Raw genomic sequence first — 18,666 nt, 5'->3', positions numbered from 1 at the left:
CCCTCACTTTCATCAAAAGTGAGGGTCACATGTCAAAAGTTTAATTCACCTATTTTACGGCCTTCACTCACAATGACCTTAGGAGTTACTGTTTTATAGCTTTTCTTTTTTAAAAATCCGTAGGGTGTCTTAATGGTAAAGTTCGCATGTCCCAATGCGTCCCCTGTTTTGCCATAGGCCTGCCACACAATCTTTGAACAATAAGTCGGATCCAGTGATTGAATGGACATGGTGATCGAGTAGCGAGCCTTCGGATGACCTTTCACATAATCGTGTGCCCATTCTCCTGCTAAATCTGCCTTTTCCTCTTGATTAATCCGAATTGCCTTTGTATTGGCACTATAGCGAAACCAGTTATGAATGGAATCTAGTTGCGGATGCTGCCGTAACCCTGGAATAGAAGCATAGCTTTTCTCATTAATGACGATACCTGCATGTCCAACCAACCCCTTCACAGCATCAGTGGTTGTCACCAAAATATCTCCTTTTTTAGGGATAATATCGGTACCAGGATACGGCTTTCCTAAAAGGAGCTTGAGGGTGTGCGGCTTCTCATCCGTCACCAGCTCATCCTGCTTATTTTGTCGTAATCCATAGTTCTTCAAATCATCGTCAGCTGTAATCAAGTCGATCGAATCGTCGGAAGACACATAGTCTTGATTGAATTGCTGTACAGTCACATCTTTAGAAACAGCACCTTGCTCCTTCAGAACGTTCAATTCTTCGTTGGTCATCAAACTTTCATCCGCATGATGAGCCGTTGACGATTTCACAGCGTATATTGTCGCTTCATTTGAAAAAAGAGAAAAAGAAAATAGTAAATAACAAATAATGGCGAAAGTAGTCTTCTTCATTTTCATCAAGTAGTTGTCACCTCCTTTACACTTCTAAAATCATATTTTACCAATTTATAAATATAATGTATATTGAATGTGTGCTAGAAATAAGACAAAAAAAAGCTGACGAGTGGCGCTCATCAGCTTTTTTCTATTTAGGGATTCGAATTGTTAATTGGATATATTCCTCAAACTCTTCTTCCTCGGTATTTATCTTAAGTCCGCTGTCTTCTACCATGTGGAGAGACTGACGAATGGTATTCATCGCAATTCGTGTATCACGACTAAACGCCTTACGTTTTGGCTTCGGTTTGCGATCTGTTTTTTGTTCAAGCATCTTCACTACACGCTCTTCAGTCTGTTTCACATTCAGCTGCTTTTCGATGATTTCCTGTAATAGCGCGATTTGTAATTCTGGAAGCTTTAGGGGCACAAGTGAACGTGCATGCCTTTCAGAGATTTTTTTCTCTAAAATGGCTTGTTGTACCTCTTCAGGCAACTTTAAAAGTCTTAATTTGTTTGCAACAGTTGATTGTCCCTTGCCTAAACGCTGAGCAAGCGCCTCTTGTGTTAAATCATGGAGCTCTAAAAGACGTGCATAAGCATGAGCCTCCTCAATAGCAGACAGCTCTTCTCTTTGCAAATTTTCAATCAATGCCACAGATGCCGTTTCCGTATCAGTAAAATCTTTTATAATAGCGGGGATTTTCTCCCATTGAAGAGTCTGTACCGCTCTCCAACGTCTTTCGCCGGCGATCAGTTCATATTTTCCTTCTTCTTCTGTTGGTCTAACAACAATCGGTTGGATAATGCCATGGGTATGAATCGTCGTGGCCAGCTCTTGTATCTTTTCTTCTGAAAAAATGGTGCGTGGCTGAAAACGGTTTGGCATAATTGTGTCGACCGGGAGCTCCTGTATCTCTTCCTTTAATGTATCATGCTCAGCAATCTCTGCCTCTATTTCGGTTTCACGCTCAGGATGTTCTTTGTCACCAAGCCCGAAGAAGCGTGAGAGTGAATGCTTCATGAACCTACACCACCTTTAAAAACTACCTTTTTATAATTCTATTTTCTCATGTTTTTTCCTTCTGTAAAATCATAAATATTGAAGAAAAACCGACCTTTTACATGATCAACCTTCTATTGGTGATTTATTAGGTGTTCCTGGTTTTCTAGGATATTTTTTTGGTGTTTGCTTTTTCTTTTCAATGACAATGATGTTCCGTTCGCTTTCTTCTAAAGGCAGAACAAAGGAATGCTTCTCAACAACCTCTCCTCCGAGGACTGTGACGGCTTTTTTCCCTGCTTGCATTTCTTCGTCAGCGGCAGATGCTTTTAAGGCAACAAACAATCCTTCCTTTTTCACTAGAGGCAGACAAAGTTCGCTCAAGACAGATAAACGTGCAACTGCTCTAGCAGTGACAAGATCATAGCTTTCACGCTTTTCCTTACGTTGTCCAAACGTTTCCGCACGATCATGATAAAAAGTAGTATCTTGTAAGTTTAATCCTTTTGCTAACTCATTGAGAAACGTAATTCGTTTCTGAAGAGAATCAACAATGGTCACATGTAGATGAGGGAAACAAATTTTAAGAGGAATGCTTGGAAAACCAGCACCAGCTCCAATATCACAAATCGTCGTCACTTTGTGAAAATCAATAAAAAATGCTGCTGATATTGAATCATAAAAATGCTTTAAATACACTTCTTCCTTTTCAGTAATGGACGTTAAATTCATTTTCTCGTTCCATTCTACAAGCATGCGGAAGTAGGTTTCAAATTGTTCAAGCTGCACAGGAGAAAGAGTGATCCCTTTCTCCTCTAGTGCCGCTGTAAATTGTTCAATGTTCATGCCGACATCCTTTCTATTCTGCTATCTTCGCAATACGCCCCTGCTCTAAATATACTAAAAGGATAGAAATATCAGCAGGGTTAACGCCTGAAATACGAGAAGCCTGTGCAACAGAAAGCGGTCGGACTTCTTTCAGCTTTTGTTTCGCTTCAGTTGCAATTCCTTTGATGGCGTCATAATCAATTCGATCAGGAATCTTTTTGTTCTCCATCTTTTTCAGTTTTTCAACTTGCTGGAGTGACTTTTCAATATAACCTTCGTATTTAATTTGAATCTCTACCTGCTCACACACATCAGAAGGAAGCGGTGTTGCAGCAGGAGCTAATTTCACAACAGATTCATAGTTCATTTCTGGACGCTTCATCAAATCGCTTGCACGAATACCGTCCTTCAGCTCACTTCCACCGAGTGAACGAATAAATTCTTGAGTCTCTGCTGTTGGTTTAATGATGACAGAATATAAACGTTTTTTCTCTGCTTCGATGGCTTCTTTTTTCTGCTGGAATGACTGGAATCTTTCTTCAGAAATTAATCCAATTTGATACCCAAGTTCAGTTAATCTTAAATCAGCATTGTCATGACGTAGAAGTAGACGATACTCAGCACGTGATGTCAAGAGACGGTACGGTTCATTTGTTCCTTTTGTGACAAGGTCATCGATGAGAACACCGATATATGCATCAGATCGGCTTAAAATGACTTCTTCTTTACCTAATGCTTTTCTTCCTGCATTAATACCTGCCATAATCCCTTGACCTGCTGCTTCCTCATAACCGGACGTACCATTAATTTGGCCGGCTGTATATAATCCAGAAATTTTCTTCGTCTCAAGTGTAGGCCACAATTGAGTAGGTACAATCGCATCATACTCGATGGCATAACCCGCTCTCATCATTTGTACATTCTCGAGTCCTGGGATGGTTGAAAGCATGCGCTGCTGTACATCCTCAGGAAGACTTGTAGACAATCCTTGAACATAAACTTCCTGTGTATTACGACCTTCTGGCTCTAAGAAAATTTGATGTCTCGGTTTATCATTGAAACGCACCACTTTATCTTCGATGGACGGGCAGTATCTAGGGCCAGTTCCTTTAATCATACCTGAATACATTGGAGAACGGTGTAGATTCTCATCAATTATTTGATGAGTCTCTAAACTCGTGTATGTTAGCCAGCATGGCAGCTGGTCAGTAATATATTCAACCGTTTCATAGGAGAATGCCCGCGGGACATCATCACCTGGTTGAATTTCTGTTTTACTATAGTCAATCGAGTGACTATTCACTCGAGGAGGTGTTCCTGTTTTAAAACGAACCAAATCAAATCCTAGTTCTGCTAAATGATCCGATAATTTAATAGAAGGCTGCTGGTTATTTGGACCGCTTGAATACGAAAGGTCTCCTAAAATAATGCGGCCTTTCAAGAAAGTCCCTGTTGTTAATACAACAGACTTCGCACGATAGTTCGCCCCTGTTTGAGTAACAACACCTTTACATTCATCATCTTCTACAATTAAATGATCTACCATACCTTGCAGCATTGTCAGGTTTGGTTCATTTTCCATTGTTTTTTTCATTTCATGCTGATATTGGAACTTATCTGCTTGCGCTCTTAACGCACGGACAGCAGGTCCTTTCCCCGTATTCAGCATGCGCATTTGAATATGCGTCTTATCTATATTTCGTGCCATTTCTCCGCCTAGAGCATCAATTTCTCTGACGACAATCCCTTTTGCGGGGCCGCCTACGGACGGATTACATGGCATAAAAGCAACCATATCGAGGTTGATAGTCAATACAAGTGTTTTGGCGCCCTGTCTTGCAGATGCAAGAGCAGCCTCAACTCCAGCATGACCGGCACCCACGACGATTACGTCATAATTGCCAGCTTCATAACCCATTTCTTATGTTCCTCCCTTTACTTTCCTAAACAGAATTGAGAGAATAACTGATCAATCAAGCTTTCATGAACAGCATCCCCAATAATTTCACCCAACTGTTCCCAGCAGCGTGTTAAATCTATTTGAACTATGTCGATCGGTACGTCCATTTCAATTCCTTCAAGAGCATCCTCAATTGATTGTTTTGCTGCCTGAAGGAGCGCAATATGCCTTGTGTTACTTACATACGTTAAATCTCCACTTTCAATTGAACCCGTGAAGAATAGTGATTGAATCGCAATTTCAAGCTCATCAATCCCCTTTTCTTGTAATAATGATGTCGTAACCACCGGACGATCCTTCGCTAACTGCTTGACCTTTTCGATATCAAGCTTAGGCTCAAGATCTGTCTTATTCACGATCACGATGATATCCATGCCTGAGACGGCCTCAAATAGTTTGATATCCTCTTCTGACAATTCCTCGCTATAATTGAGCACAAGTAAAATCAGGTCAGCTTCTTTTAAGACCTGTCTAGATCGTTCAACCCCTATACGCTCAACAATGTCCTCCGTCTCACGTATACCCGCAGTATCGACTAAACGAAGCGGTACACCTCTAACATTTACATATTCCTCAATGACATCTCTCGTTGTTCCAGGAATATCCGTTACAATCGCTTTTGTTTCCTGTACAAGACTATTCAACAAGGAAGACTTCCCAACATTCGGTCTTCCAATAATGACAGTGGATAAGCCCTCGCGAAGTATTTTCCCCTGCTGAGACGTCGTTAACAGTGACTCAATTTCCTTTTTCACTGATGTTGCCTTTTCAACTAAGACCCGATGCGTCATTTCTTCAACATCGTCATACTCAGGATAGTCAATATTGACTTCAACATGGGCCAAAGTTTCCAATATCTCGCCGCGAAGTCGTTTAATCAAACCGGAGAGGCGTCCCTCCATTTGAGTAATCGCTACATTCATGGCACGATCTGTCTTTGCGCGAATCAAATCCATTACCGCTTCAGCCTGTGAAAGATCAATTCTTCCATTTAAGAAAGCTCGTTTTGTAAACTCACCTGGCTCCGCTAATCTTGCTCCTTCTCTTAAAGCAAGCTGCAATACTTTATTGACCGTTACAATTCCGCCATGGCAGTTAATCTCAATAACGTCTTCTCTCGTAAATGTTTTTGGCGCTCTTAATACTGACACCATGACCTCTTCTATTACTTGCTCAGTGCTAGAATCCACAATATGACCATAATGAATCGTATGAGAATCCACCGATATAAGTTTTTTCTCCTTAGGACCTTTATACATCCGATCAGCAATCTGTACCGCATCAGGCCCGCTTAAACGAATAATCGCAATTGCTCCTTCACCCATCGGCGTAGAAATTGCTGCAATTGTATCCATCACTCATTCACCTCTTTCTCTACTGAATAAACAGTCTGTTATCTATTAAATGGACAATGTCCATCTCTATATCAAAAACGCTTAATCCAAAATTTAAAGATACCATAAATGAAAGCGAAGTGAAAGTATCCCATATCTAATTATCCACAGCTTTGCATCTTATCTATTTTAACACTTAACTTATCCACATGTGAATAACGACGTTTGAAACTTGTCTTCACATCTTACACCTAAATCCAATAAATTTAAACGCCCTGACCCCTTTACTTACTTGTTAAAATGGCGTTTTACACTCATATCTCACACTTAATTTTTAGAAATAAAGGATGAATCATCTATAAAAAGCAATTTTTCAATAAAAAAAGACTAAAATCCAGCTTTGCTGAATCTTAGCCTTTCTGCTATTTTTTATACAACACCACAACATGACGCTTGCTGCCTGTATCTTCAGATGCCGTTGCAAGTTCTTTAGAGAATGCAGCAATCGCATCATGAACAATTTTTCGTTCATTCGAAGGCATTGGTTCTAAATGAACCTTTCTCTTCGTTTTTAAAACCCGATTTGCTGTTTTGACGGCATATTGTTCAAGTGCTTCTTGTCGTTTTTTCCTATAATCGCCAATATCAATTGTTATATGATGATACTGATCAGAATAACGATTAAACACTAGCTGTACCAATGTTTCTAAAGAGTACAATGTTTGGCCTCTTTTTCCAATCATTAATGACGTTTTATCTCCATCAATGTGGAAAGAAATCTTTTTCGGTTCCTGTTTGGAAATAATCTTTGCTTTAGGATCAATAGACTTAACAATTTTATCTAAATACTGTGTAGCTAATTTAAGTGCATTTATCTTTTCTACTAACTTGACCACAGCTTGTCTTTTACCAAATAATCCTAAAAACCCTTTATTTCCTTCATCTACTATTGTGATTTCTACTTCTTCTTGTAGTAGCTGAATTTGTTTAAGTCCGGAATCTACTGCTTCTTCGATTGTACGACCGACAGCAGTTATTTCCTTCATTTTTTATTCCCGCCAGCTTTTTCTTTTGTATCTACTTTTACTTGAGGTGTTTTAATCACCAATGTTTGAATGATCATGAAAATGTTACCTACAACCCAGTACAATGAAAGTGCTGCTGGGAAACTAATTGCAAACACAACGATCATAATCGGCATCACCCATAACATGATAGCCATTTGAGGGTTGTCCGAAGGATTTCCAGCCATCATCAGTTTTTGCTGAATGAAAGTAGCTACACCCGCAATAATTGGTAATAGGAACAATGGATCTGGGCTACCTAAGTCAAACCATAAGAATGTATGCTTTTTAATTTCTGCTGTTCTCATAATTGCATGATAGAAACCAATAAGGATTGGCATTTGAATTAAAATTGGGAAACAACCTGCTAACGGATTGACGCCATTTTTTTGAAAAAGGGCCATTGTTTCCTGCTGAAGCTGCTGCTGTGTTTTTTGATCTTTAGAGCTATATTTTTCACGAAGCTTTTTCAATTCAGGCTGCAATGCTTGCATCGCTTTTGTACTTCTTAACTGTTTAATCATTAATGGTAAAATAAGCAAGCGAATTAGCAGTGTCACAATAATAATCGCTACACCATAGTTTTCACCAGTTAAGTTTGCCATGTACGTGATTAATTGAGATAGCGGGTAAACAATATAAGAATTCCAGAATCCCTTACTATCTGATGTAATTGGTTCATTGATCTGTGTACACCCTGCCAATAAAACCAATACGCCAATCAAGCTAAATATTAGTAATAATCGCCTTTTCAACAAGATTCCTCCCATTACTTCAAACTTTATTTAAGTTGGAATTGATTAAGAAAGTGACTCACCTAATCAGTATGGTAACATTTTTTCTTTGCAAAGTGGTGTTTTCATTTTAATTCACTAGATGAAGGAAGCGCTTTTAAAATTGATTCAACGAAAGTTTCTATTACGAAGACTTTTTCGGTTGTTGTTGATAAACAGCGGATTTTCTAAATAAATGTTGGAGAGACTTCTTTGTTTCTTCAAAGGTCAATTCACTCGCTGGTTTTCGTGCAATGACTATGTAGTCTTTTTCTTGCTTTAACTTATGACCTTCCTCTAAAAACACCTGACGGATCAGTCGTTTAATTCGGTTTCTTATCACTGCATTACCAATCTTCTTACTGACAGACAATCCTAAACGCAGTTCATCTTGATTTGGCTGATCCAGCTGGTAAATAACGAATTGGCGATTTGCCATTGATTGACCTTTTTTGAACACCTTTTGAAACTCTTCATTTTTTTTTAGCCTGTTTCGCTTCTTCATGTTTTCTTCCACTCCGATAAAAACTGACAGTTCATTTACGATTTTATGTAAAAAAGACCACTGACATTATTCAGTGGCCTAAGCTGATAATTTTTTTCTACCTTTGCTGCGGCGTCGCTTTAAAACTAGACGTCCGTTTTTAGTACTCATACGGCTGCGGAAGCCATGAACTTTACTACGCTTACGGTTATTTGGTTGAAACGTTCTTTTCATTTATGACACCTCCCTGAGGAATAGCTGTTTAAGACAGTCTAACTCATTATATTTGTGTAACCCATCGATTGTCAATATCAATGATAAAACTCTTATTATCAACCTTATAAGCATAACATAAGTTATCAAACGAAGAAACCTTCTTTTTTAGTTTCCAGCATTTTATTCTTTTTTTCCTCCTAAAAGACCTTCAAAACATGGATGTGGATATTTTTCCGGCATATTTAGACTATCCACACCCATTATCGACATTTTTTTCACACAAATAACCGATGTGGATAATTATTTTTCAACAGGATGTAAAGTGTGTGGATAAGTTTGTGACACCCATTGCACCATCTTGTTTATTTTGATATTATATTTGTGTTTTAACTCTTAATTACTTATCTGGCCCATTTATATTATCCACAATTTGTGGATAACCTGTGGAAAGTTATTACACAGCCTGTTGAATTGTTTATCCACAGCTTGTGTAATTTGTCGAAAAGACGTTTTTCTACTATATTAATTGTTTTCAACAATGTATGTGCACGAATGGTGATGACCATTTGCTCTTTTTCGTGTTCTATAACAGTTTGATACTGGTCATTTTAAAAAGAAAAGGAGGGGGGAGAGGCCTTATGGAAAATATTTTGGATCTGTGGAATAAAGCACTTCAAAAAATAGAGACAAAATTGAGCAAACCCAGTTTTGAGACATGGATGAAATCGACAAAAGCCCATTCTCTTCAGGGAGATACGCTTACAATTACGGCACCAAATGAATTTGCTAGAGATTGGCTCGAGTCAAGATATCTTCACTTAATTGCTGATACCATCTATGAACTAACAGGTGAAGAGCTCAGCATTAAATTTATTATTCCTCAAAATCAGGACGAAGAGGAAGCCATGCCAAAGTCTCCAATCAAAAAAATGTCTAAAGAAGAGCCCGTTGACATTCCACAAAATATGCTGAATCCAAAATATACATTTGATACTTTTGTTATTGGTTCAGGCAACCGTTTTGCTCATGCCGCTTCACTTGCAGTCGCGGAAGCACCAGCAAAAGCATATAACCCGCTTTTTATTTATGGGGGCGTTGGTTTAGGAAAGACTCACTTGATGCATGCGATTGGTCATTATGTGATCGACCATAATCCATCAGCCAAAGTGGTCTATCTATCATCTGAAAAATTTACTAATGAATTTATCAACTCAATCCGAGATAACAAAGCTGTCGACTTCCGTAACCGTTATCGGAATGTAGACGTGCTTTTGATAGATGATATTCAATTTTTAGCAGGAAAAGAACAAACTCAAGAAGAGTTTTTCCATACATTCAACACACTTCACGAAGAAAGTAAGCAAATCGTCATTTCTAGTGACCGGCCTCCGAAAGAAATTCCGACACTTGAAGACAGATTGCGCTCTCGATTTGAATGGGGCTTAATTACAGACATTACCCCGCCAGATCTAGAAACACGTATCGCAATTCTGCGCAAAAAAGCAAAAGCAGAAGGCTTAGATATTCCAAATGAAGTCATGCTTTATATTGCCAATCAAATCGACAGCAATATTCGTGAGCTGGAGGGTGCTTTAATTCGTGTCGTTGCTTACTCATCTTTAATTAATAAAGACATTAACGCAGATCTAGCAGCTGAGGCACTAAAGGACATCATTCCTTCATCGAAGCCAAAGGTCATTACAATTAAAGATATTCAAAGAATCGTAGGACAGCAATTTAATATTCGATTAGAGGATTTCAAAGCGAAGAAACGTACGAAGTCAGTTGCTTATCCAAGACAAATTGCCATGTACCTCTCTAGAGAAATGACCGATTCCTCTCTGCCTAAAATCGGAGAAGAATTTGGCGGTCGTGATCATACGACTGTCATTCATGCTCATGAGAAGATTTCGAAATTAATCGTTGAAGATGAACAGCTTCAGCAGCATGTCAAAGAGATCAAAGAACAATTAAAATAACCAAGCTGATATAATGAGTACGGGAAAATGTGAATAACTAGAGCATAGTCATACACAGTCTGTCCACATGTGGATAGGCTGTCTTTCCTTTCTTTTTCTCGACTTATCCACATATTCACAAGCCCTACTATTACTTCTACGATTTTTATTAATAAAATATATATACATGTCATTAAGAAAATTTAGGAGGACCACTATGAAATTCACGATTCAAAAAGATCGTCTTGTCCAAAGTGTCCAAGATGTATTAAAGGCCGTATCCTCTAGAACAACGATTCCTATTTTGACAGGGATTAAAATTGTTGCGTCTGATGAAGGAGTTTCTCTAACAGGAAGCGATTCTGATATCTCAATTGAATCTTTCATTCCTCAAAGAGATGGAGATTTAGAGGTTATCACCATTGATCGTCCAGGAAGTATTGTGCTTCAAGCCCGCTTCTTTAGTGAAATTGTAAAGAAACTGCCTATGGCTACTGTCGAAATTGAAGTAGAACAAAACCACCTGACCATCATCCGCTCTGGTTCAGCAGAATTTAACTTAAACGGCTTAGATGCTGAAGAATATCCGCATCTTCCACAAATTGAAGAGCATCATGCATTTCAAATTCCGACAGATCTGCTTAAAAACTTAATTCGTCAAACTGTTTTTGCAGTGTCCACCTCAGAAACACGACCTATCTTGACAGGTGTAAACTGGAAAGTTGAAAAAGGTGAATTAATATGCACGGCGACGGATAGCCACCGTCTTGCTTTAAGAAAAGCGAAGTTAGATATTAACGAGGAAAGTTCGTATAATGTCGTGATTCCTGGGAAGAGTTTAACAGAGCTAAGTAAAATTCTTGATGATGGACAAGATCTTGTGAGCATCGTCATTACAGAAACACAAGTTCTTTTTAAAGCACAAAACGTCCTGTTCTTCTCAAGATTGCTGGATGGTAATTATCCAGATACAGCTCGTCTGATCCCGCAAGAAAGTAAAACGGATGTCGTGGTCAACACGAAAGAGTTCCTTCAAGCCATTGATCGTGCATCACTTTTGGCAAGAGAAGGACGTAATAATGTCGTGAAACTATCAGCTGATCCTGAACAAAGCCTTGAAATCTCTTCTAATTCGCCTGAGATCGGTAAAGTGGTGGAGACGGTTCAAGCAGATGATATTAAAGGGGAAGATCTTAAAATCTCCTTCAGTCCAAAATATATGCTGGATGCGTTAAAAGTATTAGAGGGAACCGATATTCATGTAAGCTTCACTGGTGCAATGAGACCGTTCCTCCTACGTACGCCGAATGATGATTCTATCCTGCAATTGATTCTTCCGGTAAGAACGTATTAATTCAATCTAAAATGGCTGCTGTGTGAGTGCACAGCAGCTTTTCTTCTCGTTTTCCATGCTTTCTTTCATCCCAGTTCGCTTTCCCCCTTTCCTTCTTGTCTTGTTTTTTAGTACAATTAGATATTAGTGATATTGAAAGAGGTCGATACAATGCCTAATCTTATAACCATTGAAACAGAAATGATTACATTAGGGCAGTTTTTGAAATTAGCCGAAGTCATCCAATCTGGCGGAATGGCGAAATGGTTTTTAAGTGAACATGAGGTGTTCATTAATCAAGAGCCAGATAATAGACGGGGACGCAAACTATACCCAGGAGATGTTGTCGAGATAGAAGGTTACGGCACATTTCAAGTTGTGAATTAGAAACGGGTGACAATACATGTACATTCAAAGTCTGGCGTTAACTTCATACCGAAATTATGAACACACCGAGCTTCAATTCGACAATAAGGTGAATGTCATGATCGGTGAGAATGCCCAAGGTAAAACGAACTTGATGGAAGCGATCTATGTATTGTCGATGGCAAAGTCTCATCGTACGTCAAATGATAAAGAACTTATCCGATGGGACCAAGACTATGCTAAAATAGAAGGTAGAGTCATTAAAAAAAATGGTCCACTCCCAATGCAGCTCGTGATCTCAAAAAAAGGGAAAAAGGGTAAGGTCAATCACATTGAACAACAGAAGCTCAGTCATTATGTTGGTGCGTTAAACACCATCATGTTTGCGCCAGAGGACTTAAGTCTTGTGAAGGGCAGCCCGCAAATCCGCAGAAGATTTCTCGACATGGAGATTGGACAAGTTTCTGCTGTCTACTTGCATGATTTATCGCTCTATCAAAAAATCCTCTCTCAGCGTAATCATTACTTGAAACAATTGCAGACAAGAAAGCAAACGGATCAAGCGATGCTGGAGATTTTAACAGAGCAGTTGATTGATGCGGCAGCGAAAGTTGTCAAAAGACGACTGACTTTTACGAAACAGCTCGAAAAATGGGCGCAGCCGCTGCATTTTGGGATTTCTAGAGAGCTAGAAACACTCACGCTCCAATACCAGACGGCAATAGAGGTATCAGAAGCGTCAGACTTGTCGAAAATAAAGAATAGCTATGAAGAATCGTTTCAGAAACTAAGAGAGAGAGAAATAGACCGAGGGGTGACACTGTGGGGACCTCACAGAGATGACCTGCTTTTCTTTGTAAATGGTCGGGATGTTCAGACATATGGCTCTCAAGGGCAGCAAAGAACAACAGCTCTTTCACTAAAGCTGGCAGAAATTGATCTGATACATGAAGAAATCGGAGAATATCCTATTCTTCTACTTGATGATGTGTTATCTGAACTTGATGATTACAGACAGTCTCATTTGCTCCATACCATTCAAGGACGTGTCCAGACCTTCGTCACTACAACAAGTGTTGAAGGTATCGATCACGCCACCTTGAAAGAAGCGGAAATTTTCAGAGTAGCCAGTGGAAAAGTAATTGACTGATAAATGAGGTGTGAGTCTTGTATATTCATTTAGGTGATGATTGTGTTGTTTCTACACGAGAGATTGTCGCAATTGTTGATTACAAAATGAGGTCGTCTTCTGTTGTAGAAGAGTTTCTACAAAAACAAGAGAAACAGATCATTTCGTTATCCCAAGGGACACCCAAATCCATTGTCGTCACAACTGAATCTGTTTATTACTCTCCTCTTTCCTCAAGCACGCTCAAAAAACGTGCTTCGTTTGTGATTGAAATTGAAGTCTAAAAGCTCAATTCATATAAATATATCGTTTAAGAAAAGTGTAGGTGAATGTACGTGGCAATGGAACAGCAACATAATAGTTATGATGAAAATCAGATACAGGTGCTTGAAGGACTAGAAGCTGTTAGAAAACGTCCAGGAATGTACATTGGGTCAACCAATGCAAAAGGACTTCACCATCTTGTATGGGAAATTGTCGACAACAGTATTGATGAAGCATTAGCTGGTTATTGTACAGACATTACAGTGCAAATTGAAAAAGATAACAGCATTACAGTAAAAGATAATGGCCGCGGGATTCCTGTTGGGATTCATGAGAAAATGGGGCGTCCTGCCGTAGAGGTCATTATGACTGTTCTTCACGCTGGTGGTAAATTCGACGGCAGCGGTTATAAAGTATCAGGCGGTCTGCATGGTGTAGGGGCATCTGTTGTAAATGCATTATCTACTACCTTAGACGTGACTGTATACCGTGACGGAAAAATTCATTATCAGCAGTTCAAACGCGGCGTTCCAGTGGGAGATTTAGAGGTTATTGGTGAAACAGATGTAACCGGGACAACCACTCACTTTGTGCCAGATCCAGAAATTTTCACGGAAACCATTGAATTTGATTACGATACACTTGCCAACCGTGTTCGTGAGTTGGCTTTCTTAACAAAAGGTGTAAACATCATCATTGAAGACTTGCGTGAAGGCAAAGAGCGGAGAAATGAATACTGCTACGAAGGCGGTATTAAGAGTTATGTAGAACATTTAAACCGCTCAAAAGAAGTTGTTCACGAAGAACCTGTTTATATCGAAGGTGAGAAAGACGGAATCACGGTTGAAGTGGCATTACAATACAACGATTCCTATACAAGCAATATCTATTCCTTCGCCAACAATATCAACACGTATGAAGGCGGAACACACGAAGCTGGCTTTAAAACCGGTCTAACGCGTGTCATCAATGATTATGCTCGTAAAAATGGCGTATTCAAAGATGGGGATGCGAATTTGAGCGGTGAAGATGTGCGAGAAGGCTTAACAGCCATTATCTCCATCAAACATCCAGACCCTCAATTCGAAGGACAAACGAAGACAAAGCTTGGGAACTCAGAAGCGAGAACCATTACTGACTCCCTTTTCTCAGAAGCACTAGAGAAATTCTTGCTTGAAAATCCTGATTCTGCGAAGAAAATTGTGGAAAAGGGACTGATGGCGGCTCGTGCAAGAATGGCGGCCAAAAAGGCTCGTGAGCTGACAAGACGTAAAAGTGCGCTGGAAGTCTCCAGCTTACCTGGGAAACTTGCGGACTGTTCTTCAAAAGATCCATCCATCTCTGAGCTCTATATTGTAGAGGGAGATTCTGCGGGCGGATCTGCTAAGCAAGGCCGTGATCGTCACTTCCAAGCGATTTTACCGTTAAGAGGGAAAATCCTAAACGTAGAAAAAGCTCGTCTAGATAAAATTTTATCGAACAACGAGGTTCGTTCAATGATTACAGCGTTAGGAACTGGAATCGGAGAAGACTTTACTTTAGAGAAAGCACGCTATCACAAAATTGTGATCATGACAGATGCCGATGTGGATGGAGCACATATTCGAACGCTGCTCTTAACATTCTTCTATCGCTACATGCGTGAAATTATTGAAAACGGTTATGTGTATATTGCGCAGCCGCCTTTATATAAAGTGCAGCAAGGAAAACGTGTGGAGTACGTGTATAACGATAAACAGCTGGATGAGCTGTTAAAATCACTTCCTCAAACACCAAAGCCTGGACTTCAGCGTTATAAAGGTCTTGGAGAAATGAATGCTGCTCAGCTTTGGGAAACAACAATGGACCCTGATGCGAGAACACTTCTTCAAGTCACACTTGAGGATGCGATCGATGCTGATGAGACATTTGAAATGCTGATGGGAGATAAAGTAGAGCCGAGACGAAACTTTATCGAAGAAAATGCACAATACGTGAAAAACCTTGATATTTAGATAGATCCCTCCTGAGAACAACCTTATTTCTTGTTTGGAATAAGGTTGTTTTTCAAGAAATAGGGGCGTGTAACGAATGTCCTGGTTTTCCGTGTTTTCGTTGATTTTCTAGTAAATAAATGTGTATAAAGCCGAGATTATTGATATAATGGAGAATAGTCTTGTGAAGATAAATACATATTTTACTCCCACATAATTTATTTCATGTGATACGTAAAGGGAGGTTCTTATAGTGAGTGAACAACATACACCAAATGTACGCGAAGTAAATATTAGTCAAGAAATGCGTACGTCCTTTTTAGATTATGCAATGAGTGTTATTGTTTCGCGTGCATTACCAGATGTGCGAGATGGATTGAAGCCCGTGCATCGAAGAATTTTGTATGCGATGAATGACCTAGGTATGACAAGTGATAAACCATTTAAGAAATCTGCACGTATCGTTGGGGAAGTTATCGGTAAGTACCACCCTCACGGTGACAGCGCTGTATACGAAGCGATGGTTCGGATGGCGCAAGATTTCAACTATCGTAATATGCTGGTTGAAGGTCATGGAAACTTTGGTTCTGTCGATGGAGACGGTGCAGCGGCAATGCGTTATACTGAGGCGCGTCTATCTAAAATTTCAATGGAAATCCTGCGTGATATCACCAAGGATACGATTGATTATCAAGATAACTACGATGGCAGTGAAAGAGAACCAATTGTCATGCCAGCTCGATTCCCGAACTTATTAGTCAACGGGGCAACAGGTATCGCTGTAGGGATGGCCACCAACATTCCCCCTCACCAGCTAGGTGAAGTGATTGATGGGGTACTTGCGATTAGTCAAAACCCAGAAATGACAACACAGGAACTAATGGAGATCATTCCAGGACCAGATTTCCCAACTGCGGGACAAATCATAGGCCGAAGCGGAATTCGCAAAGCATATGAAACAGGCCGGGGCTCTATTACATTACGTGCAAATTCTATTATCGAAGAAACATCCAGCGGTAAGCAGCGGATTGTCATCAATGAAATTCCATATCAGGTCAACAAAGCCCGTTTGATTGAAAAAATCGCTGATCTCGTGCGCGATAAAAAGATTGATGGCATTACAGATCTGCGTGACGAGTCTGATCGTAATGGAATGCGGATTGTGATTGAACTGCGAAGAGACGCGAACGCCCACGTTCTATTAAACAATCTTTATAAACAAACGACACTCCAAACGTCATTTGGGATCAACTTATTGGCACTAGTTGATGGACAGCCGAAAGTCTTGTCCCTCAAACAATGTCTTGAATATTATCTAGAGCATCAAAAAGTGATCATTCGCAGAAGAACAGCATATGAACTTCGTAAAGCTGAAGCAAGAGCTCATATTCTAGAAGGTTTGAGAATCGCTCTTGACCATTTAGATGAAGTCATTGCATTAATTAGAAGCTCTCAAACTGCTGAAATTGCGAGAAATGGCTTAATGGAGAACTATAGCTTGTCCGAAAAACAAGCACAGGCCATTCTTGATATGCGTCTTCAGCGCTTAACTGGTTTGGAAAGAGAAAAGATAGAAGAAGAATACAAAGGACTTGTTGATTTGATTGCTGAGTTGAAAGCCATTTTAGCAGACAATGAGAAAGTTCTTGAAATCATTAGAGAAGAATTAACAGAAATCAAAGAACGTTTCAATGATACGCGCCGTACTGAAATTGTGACGGCAGGTATTGAAACAATTGAAGACGAAGATTTGATCCCTGTTGAGAATATTGTGATTACGCTGACTCATAATGGTTATATCAAGCGTCTGCCTGCATCAACATACCGCAGCCAAAAAAGAGGCGGTAAAGGTGTTCAGGGCATGGGAACCAATGAGGATGATTTCGTAGAACAGCTGATTTCAACATCTACCCATGATACGATCCTCTTCTTCTCTAATAAAGGGAAGGTCTATCGTGCGAAGGGATATGAAATTCCTGAATTCGGACGAACGGCGAAAGGGATTCCGATTATTAACCTGCTTGAAGTAGAAAAGGGAGAGTGGATTAATGCCATTATTCCAGTAAGCGAATTTGATGAAGATTCGTATCTCTTCTTTACAACAAGACACGGCGTATCAAAACGAACATCATTATCTCAGTTTGCCAACATTCGAAACAATGGACTTATCGCATTAAGTCTTCGTGACGAAGATGAACTGATGGCTGTCCGTTTAACCAATGGAGAAAAACAAATCATCATTGGTACGAAAAAAGGTATGCTGATTCGTTTTGACGAGACAGACGTTCGTGAAATGGGACGTACGGCAGCTGGCGTGAAAGGAATTACGCTTTCAGAGGATGACATCGTCGTTGGGATGGAAATCCTTGAGCCAGATGCAAACGTATTGATCGTAACCGAAAAAGGATATGGTAAGTTAACACCTGAAAAAGAATACCGTGTTCAAAGCCGGGGCGGTAAAGGTCTTAAAACATGTAAAATCACTGATAACAATGGTCCGCTTGTCGCAGTGAAGGCAACAAATGCTGAAGCTGAAGAGGACTTGATGATTATTACAGGAAGCGGCGTGATCATTCGTATGGCCGTTTCAGACATTTCAACAACAGGTCGAGTCACTCAAGGTGTCCGCCTGATTCGTCTTGGTGATGATGAACATGTCGCTACAGTGGCATTAGTTGAACAATCACAAGAAGATGATGAAGAGAATAGTGAAGAAAACGTAGAAACTATAGAGTCAGATCAAGAGCATACTGAGTAAAAATAAAGCCGGTTCTTCACCGGCTTTATTTTTTTCTAAAAAAACATGAGTTTTTTTGAAATTTATAATGCTTTTTTCATAGATATGTGTTAATCTTTCAAAGGAGCAAAAAGAGGCTCTATTTTTTATCTCTTTTACAGTGGAAACTTCTTAAAAAAATAAAATGTTTTTTAAGAAAAATGTTGACTGTTGGTAGAGATATATGATATATTTAAGTGGTCGCTTTGAGAGAGTGACACACAAGTTCTTTGAAAACTAAACAAGACAAAACGTACCTGTTAATTCGAGTTTTTATAAAAAATCCTATGATACTTCATAGGTAGTCAGTCAAACGCTGACGAAAAACAAAACTTCGGTTTTGTACTTTTTCGGAGAGTTTGATCC

Annotated in this window: 16 protein-coding genes; 7 read left to right on the top strand and 9 right to left on the bottom strand. The window is 39.6% G+C overall.

Translation table 11 applies throughout. From position 1 onward, the window contains the following. Positions 1-32 precede the first annotated feature (32 nt). The 9 genes from AMR95_RS06460 to rpmH form a co-directional block, all read right to left on the bottom strand. Positions 33-860: an orthopoxovirus pf05708 family protein gene (locus AMR95_RS06460; protein ID WP_058837888.1), complete on the bottom strand. Its 828-nt coding sequence runs from the start codon at positions 858-860 to the stop codon at positions 33-35. A gap of 127 nt (positions 861-987) precedes the next feature. Further along, the gene (noc, locus tag AMR95_RS06455; protein ID WP_039182930.1) at positions 988-1,863 is read right to left on the bottom strand and encodes a nucleoid occlusion protein; all 876 of its coding nucleotides are present in this window, start codon (positions 1,861-1,863) and stop codon (positions 988-990) included. Between the two features lie 105 nt (positions 1,864-1,968). Further along, positions 1,969-2,688, bottom strand: a complete 720-nt coding sequence (gene rsmG / locus AMR95_RS06450; RefSeq protein WP_024424068.1) for a 16S rRNA (guanine(527)-N(7))-methyltransferase RsmG — start codon at positions 2,686-2,688, stop codon at positions 1,969-1,971. A 13-nt stretch (positions 2,689-2,701) separates the two neighbouring features. Then, complete coding sequence (mnmG, locus tag AMR95_RS06445; protein WP_058837882.1) at positions 2,702-4,588, bottom strand: tRNA uridine-5-carboxymethylaminomethyl(34) synthesis enzyme MnmG; 1,887 nt, start codon at positions 4,586-4,588, stop codon at positions 2,702-2,704. A 17-nt stretch (positions 4,589-4,605) separates the two neighbouring features. Beyond that, positions 4,606-5,985 (bottom strand): tRNA uridine-5-carboxymethylaminomethyl(34) synthesis GTPase MnmE, encoded by a 1,380-nt coding sequence (mnmE, locus tag AMR95_RS06440; protein WP_039182936.1) that lies wholly within the window; start codon positions 5,983-5,985, stop codon positions 4,606-4,608. A gap of 401 nt (positions 5,986-6,386) precedes the next feature. Continuing rightward, positions 6,387-7,010 carry an RNA-binding cell elongation regulator Jag/EloR gene (jag, locus tag AMR95_RS06435; protein WP_039182938.1) on the bottom strand — a complete coding sequence of 208 codons (624 nt, stop codon included), beginning with the start codon at positions 7,008-7,010 and terminating at the stop codon, positions 6,387-6,389. After that, the gene (gene spoIIIJ / locus AMR95_RS06430; RefSeq protein ID WP_087976621.1) at positions 7,007-7,789 is read right to left on the bottom strand and encodes a YidC family membrane integrase SpoIIIJ; all 783 of its coding nucleotides are present in this window, start codon (positions 7,787-7,789) and stop codon (positions 7,007-7,009) included. Before spoIIIJ ends, jag begins: the two co-directional genes overlap by 4 nt. Before the next feature lie 157 nt (positions 7,790-7,946). Beyond that, positions 7,947-8,306: a ribonuclease P protein component gene (gene rnpA / locus AMR95_RS06425; protein ID WP_008360906.1), complete on the bottom strand. Its 360-nt coding sequence runs from the start codon at positions 8,304-8,306 to the stop codon at positions 7,947-7,949. Positions 8,307-8,384: 78 nt separating this feature from the next. After that, on the bottom strand, positions 8,385-8,519 hold the full coding sequence (gene rpmH, locus AMR95_RS18760) for a 50S ribosomal protein L34 (RefSeq protein WP_073208224.1): 135 nt from the start codon (positions 8,517-8,519) through the stop codon (positions 8,385-8,387). A 620-nt stretch (positions 8,520-9,139) separates the two neighbouring features. Between rpmH and dnaA the strand changes: the two genes are divergently transcribed. The 7 genes from dnaA to gyrA all read left to right on the top strand — a co-directional run bounded on the left by dnaA (position 9,140) and on the right by gyrA (position 18,282). Next, on the top strand, positions 9,140-10,480 hold the full coding sequence (gene dnaA / locus AMR95_RS06420) for a chromosomal replication initiator protein DnaA (protein WP_024424073.1): 1,341 nt from the start codon (positions 9,140-9,142) through the stop codon (positions 10,478-10,480). Positions 10,481-10,676: 196 nt separating this feature from the next. Further along, on the top strand, positions 10,677-11,813 hold the full coding sequence (dnaN, locus tag AMR95_RS06415; RefSeq protein ID WP_039175825.1) for a DNA polymerase III subunit beta: 1,137 nt from the start codon (positions 10,677-10,679) through the stop codon (positions 11,811-11,813). 150 nt (positions 11,814-11,963) lie between these two features. After that, the gene (gene yaaA, locus AMR95_RS06410; RefSeq protein WP_008360916.1) at positions 11,964-12,179 is read left to right on the top strand and encodes a S4 domain-containing protein YaaA; all 216 of its coding nucleotides are present in this window, start codon (positions 11,964-11,966) and stop codon (positions 12,177-12,179) included. A gap of 16 nt (positions 12,180-12,195) precedes the next feature. Beyond that, positions 12,196-13,308 (top strand): DNA replication/repair protein RecF, encoded by a 1,113-nt coding sequence (gene recF, locus AMR95_RS06405; RefSeq protein ID WP_024424075.1) that lies wholly within the window; start codon positions 12,196-12,198, stop codon positions 13,306-13,308. A 17-nt stretch (positions 13,309-13,325) separates the two neighbouring features. After that, entirely contained in the window at positions 13,326-13,571 is a 246-nt protein-coding gene (gene remB / locus AMR95_RS06400; protein ID WP_039175827.1) for an extracellular matrix regulator RemB, read from the top strand. A gap of 57 nt (positions 13,572-13,628) precedes the next feature. Beyond that, positions 13,629-15,545: a DNA topoisomerase (ATP-hydrolyzing) subunit B gene (gyrB, locus tag AMR95_RS06395; RefSeq protein ID WP_024424077.1), complete on the top strand. Its 1,917-nt coding sequence runs from the start codon at positions 13,629-13,631 to the stop codon at positions 15,543-15,545. A 232-nt stretch (positions 15,546-15,777) separates the two neighbouring features. Continuing rightward, positions 15,778-18,282: a DNA gyrase subunit A gene (gene gyrA / locus AMR95_RS06390; RefSeq protein WP_058837881.1), complete on the top strand. Its 2,505-nt coding sequence runs from the start codon at positions 15,778-15,780 to the stop codon at positions 18,280-18,282. Positions 18,283-18,666 lie beyond the last annotated feature (384 nt).

This window comes from Bacillus sp. G1(2015b) (assembly GCF_001482475.1).
In the GTDB taxonomy this organism is placed as follows: domain Bacteria; phylum Bacillota; class Bacilli; order Bacillales; family Bacillaceae; genus Bacillus; species Bacillus safensis.
Note: the sequence above shows the minus strand (reverse complement) of the source record. Positions and strands in the feature narration are given on the sequence as shown.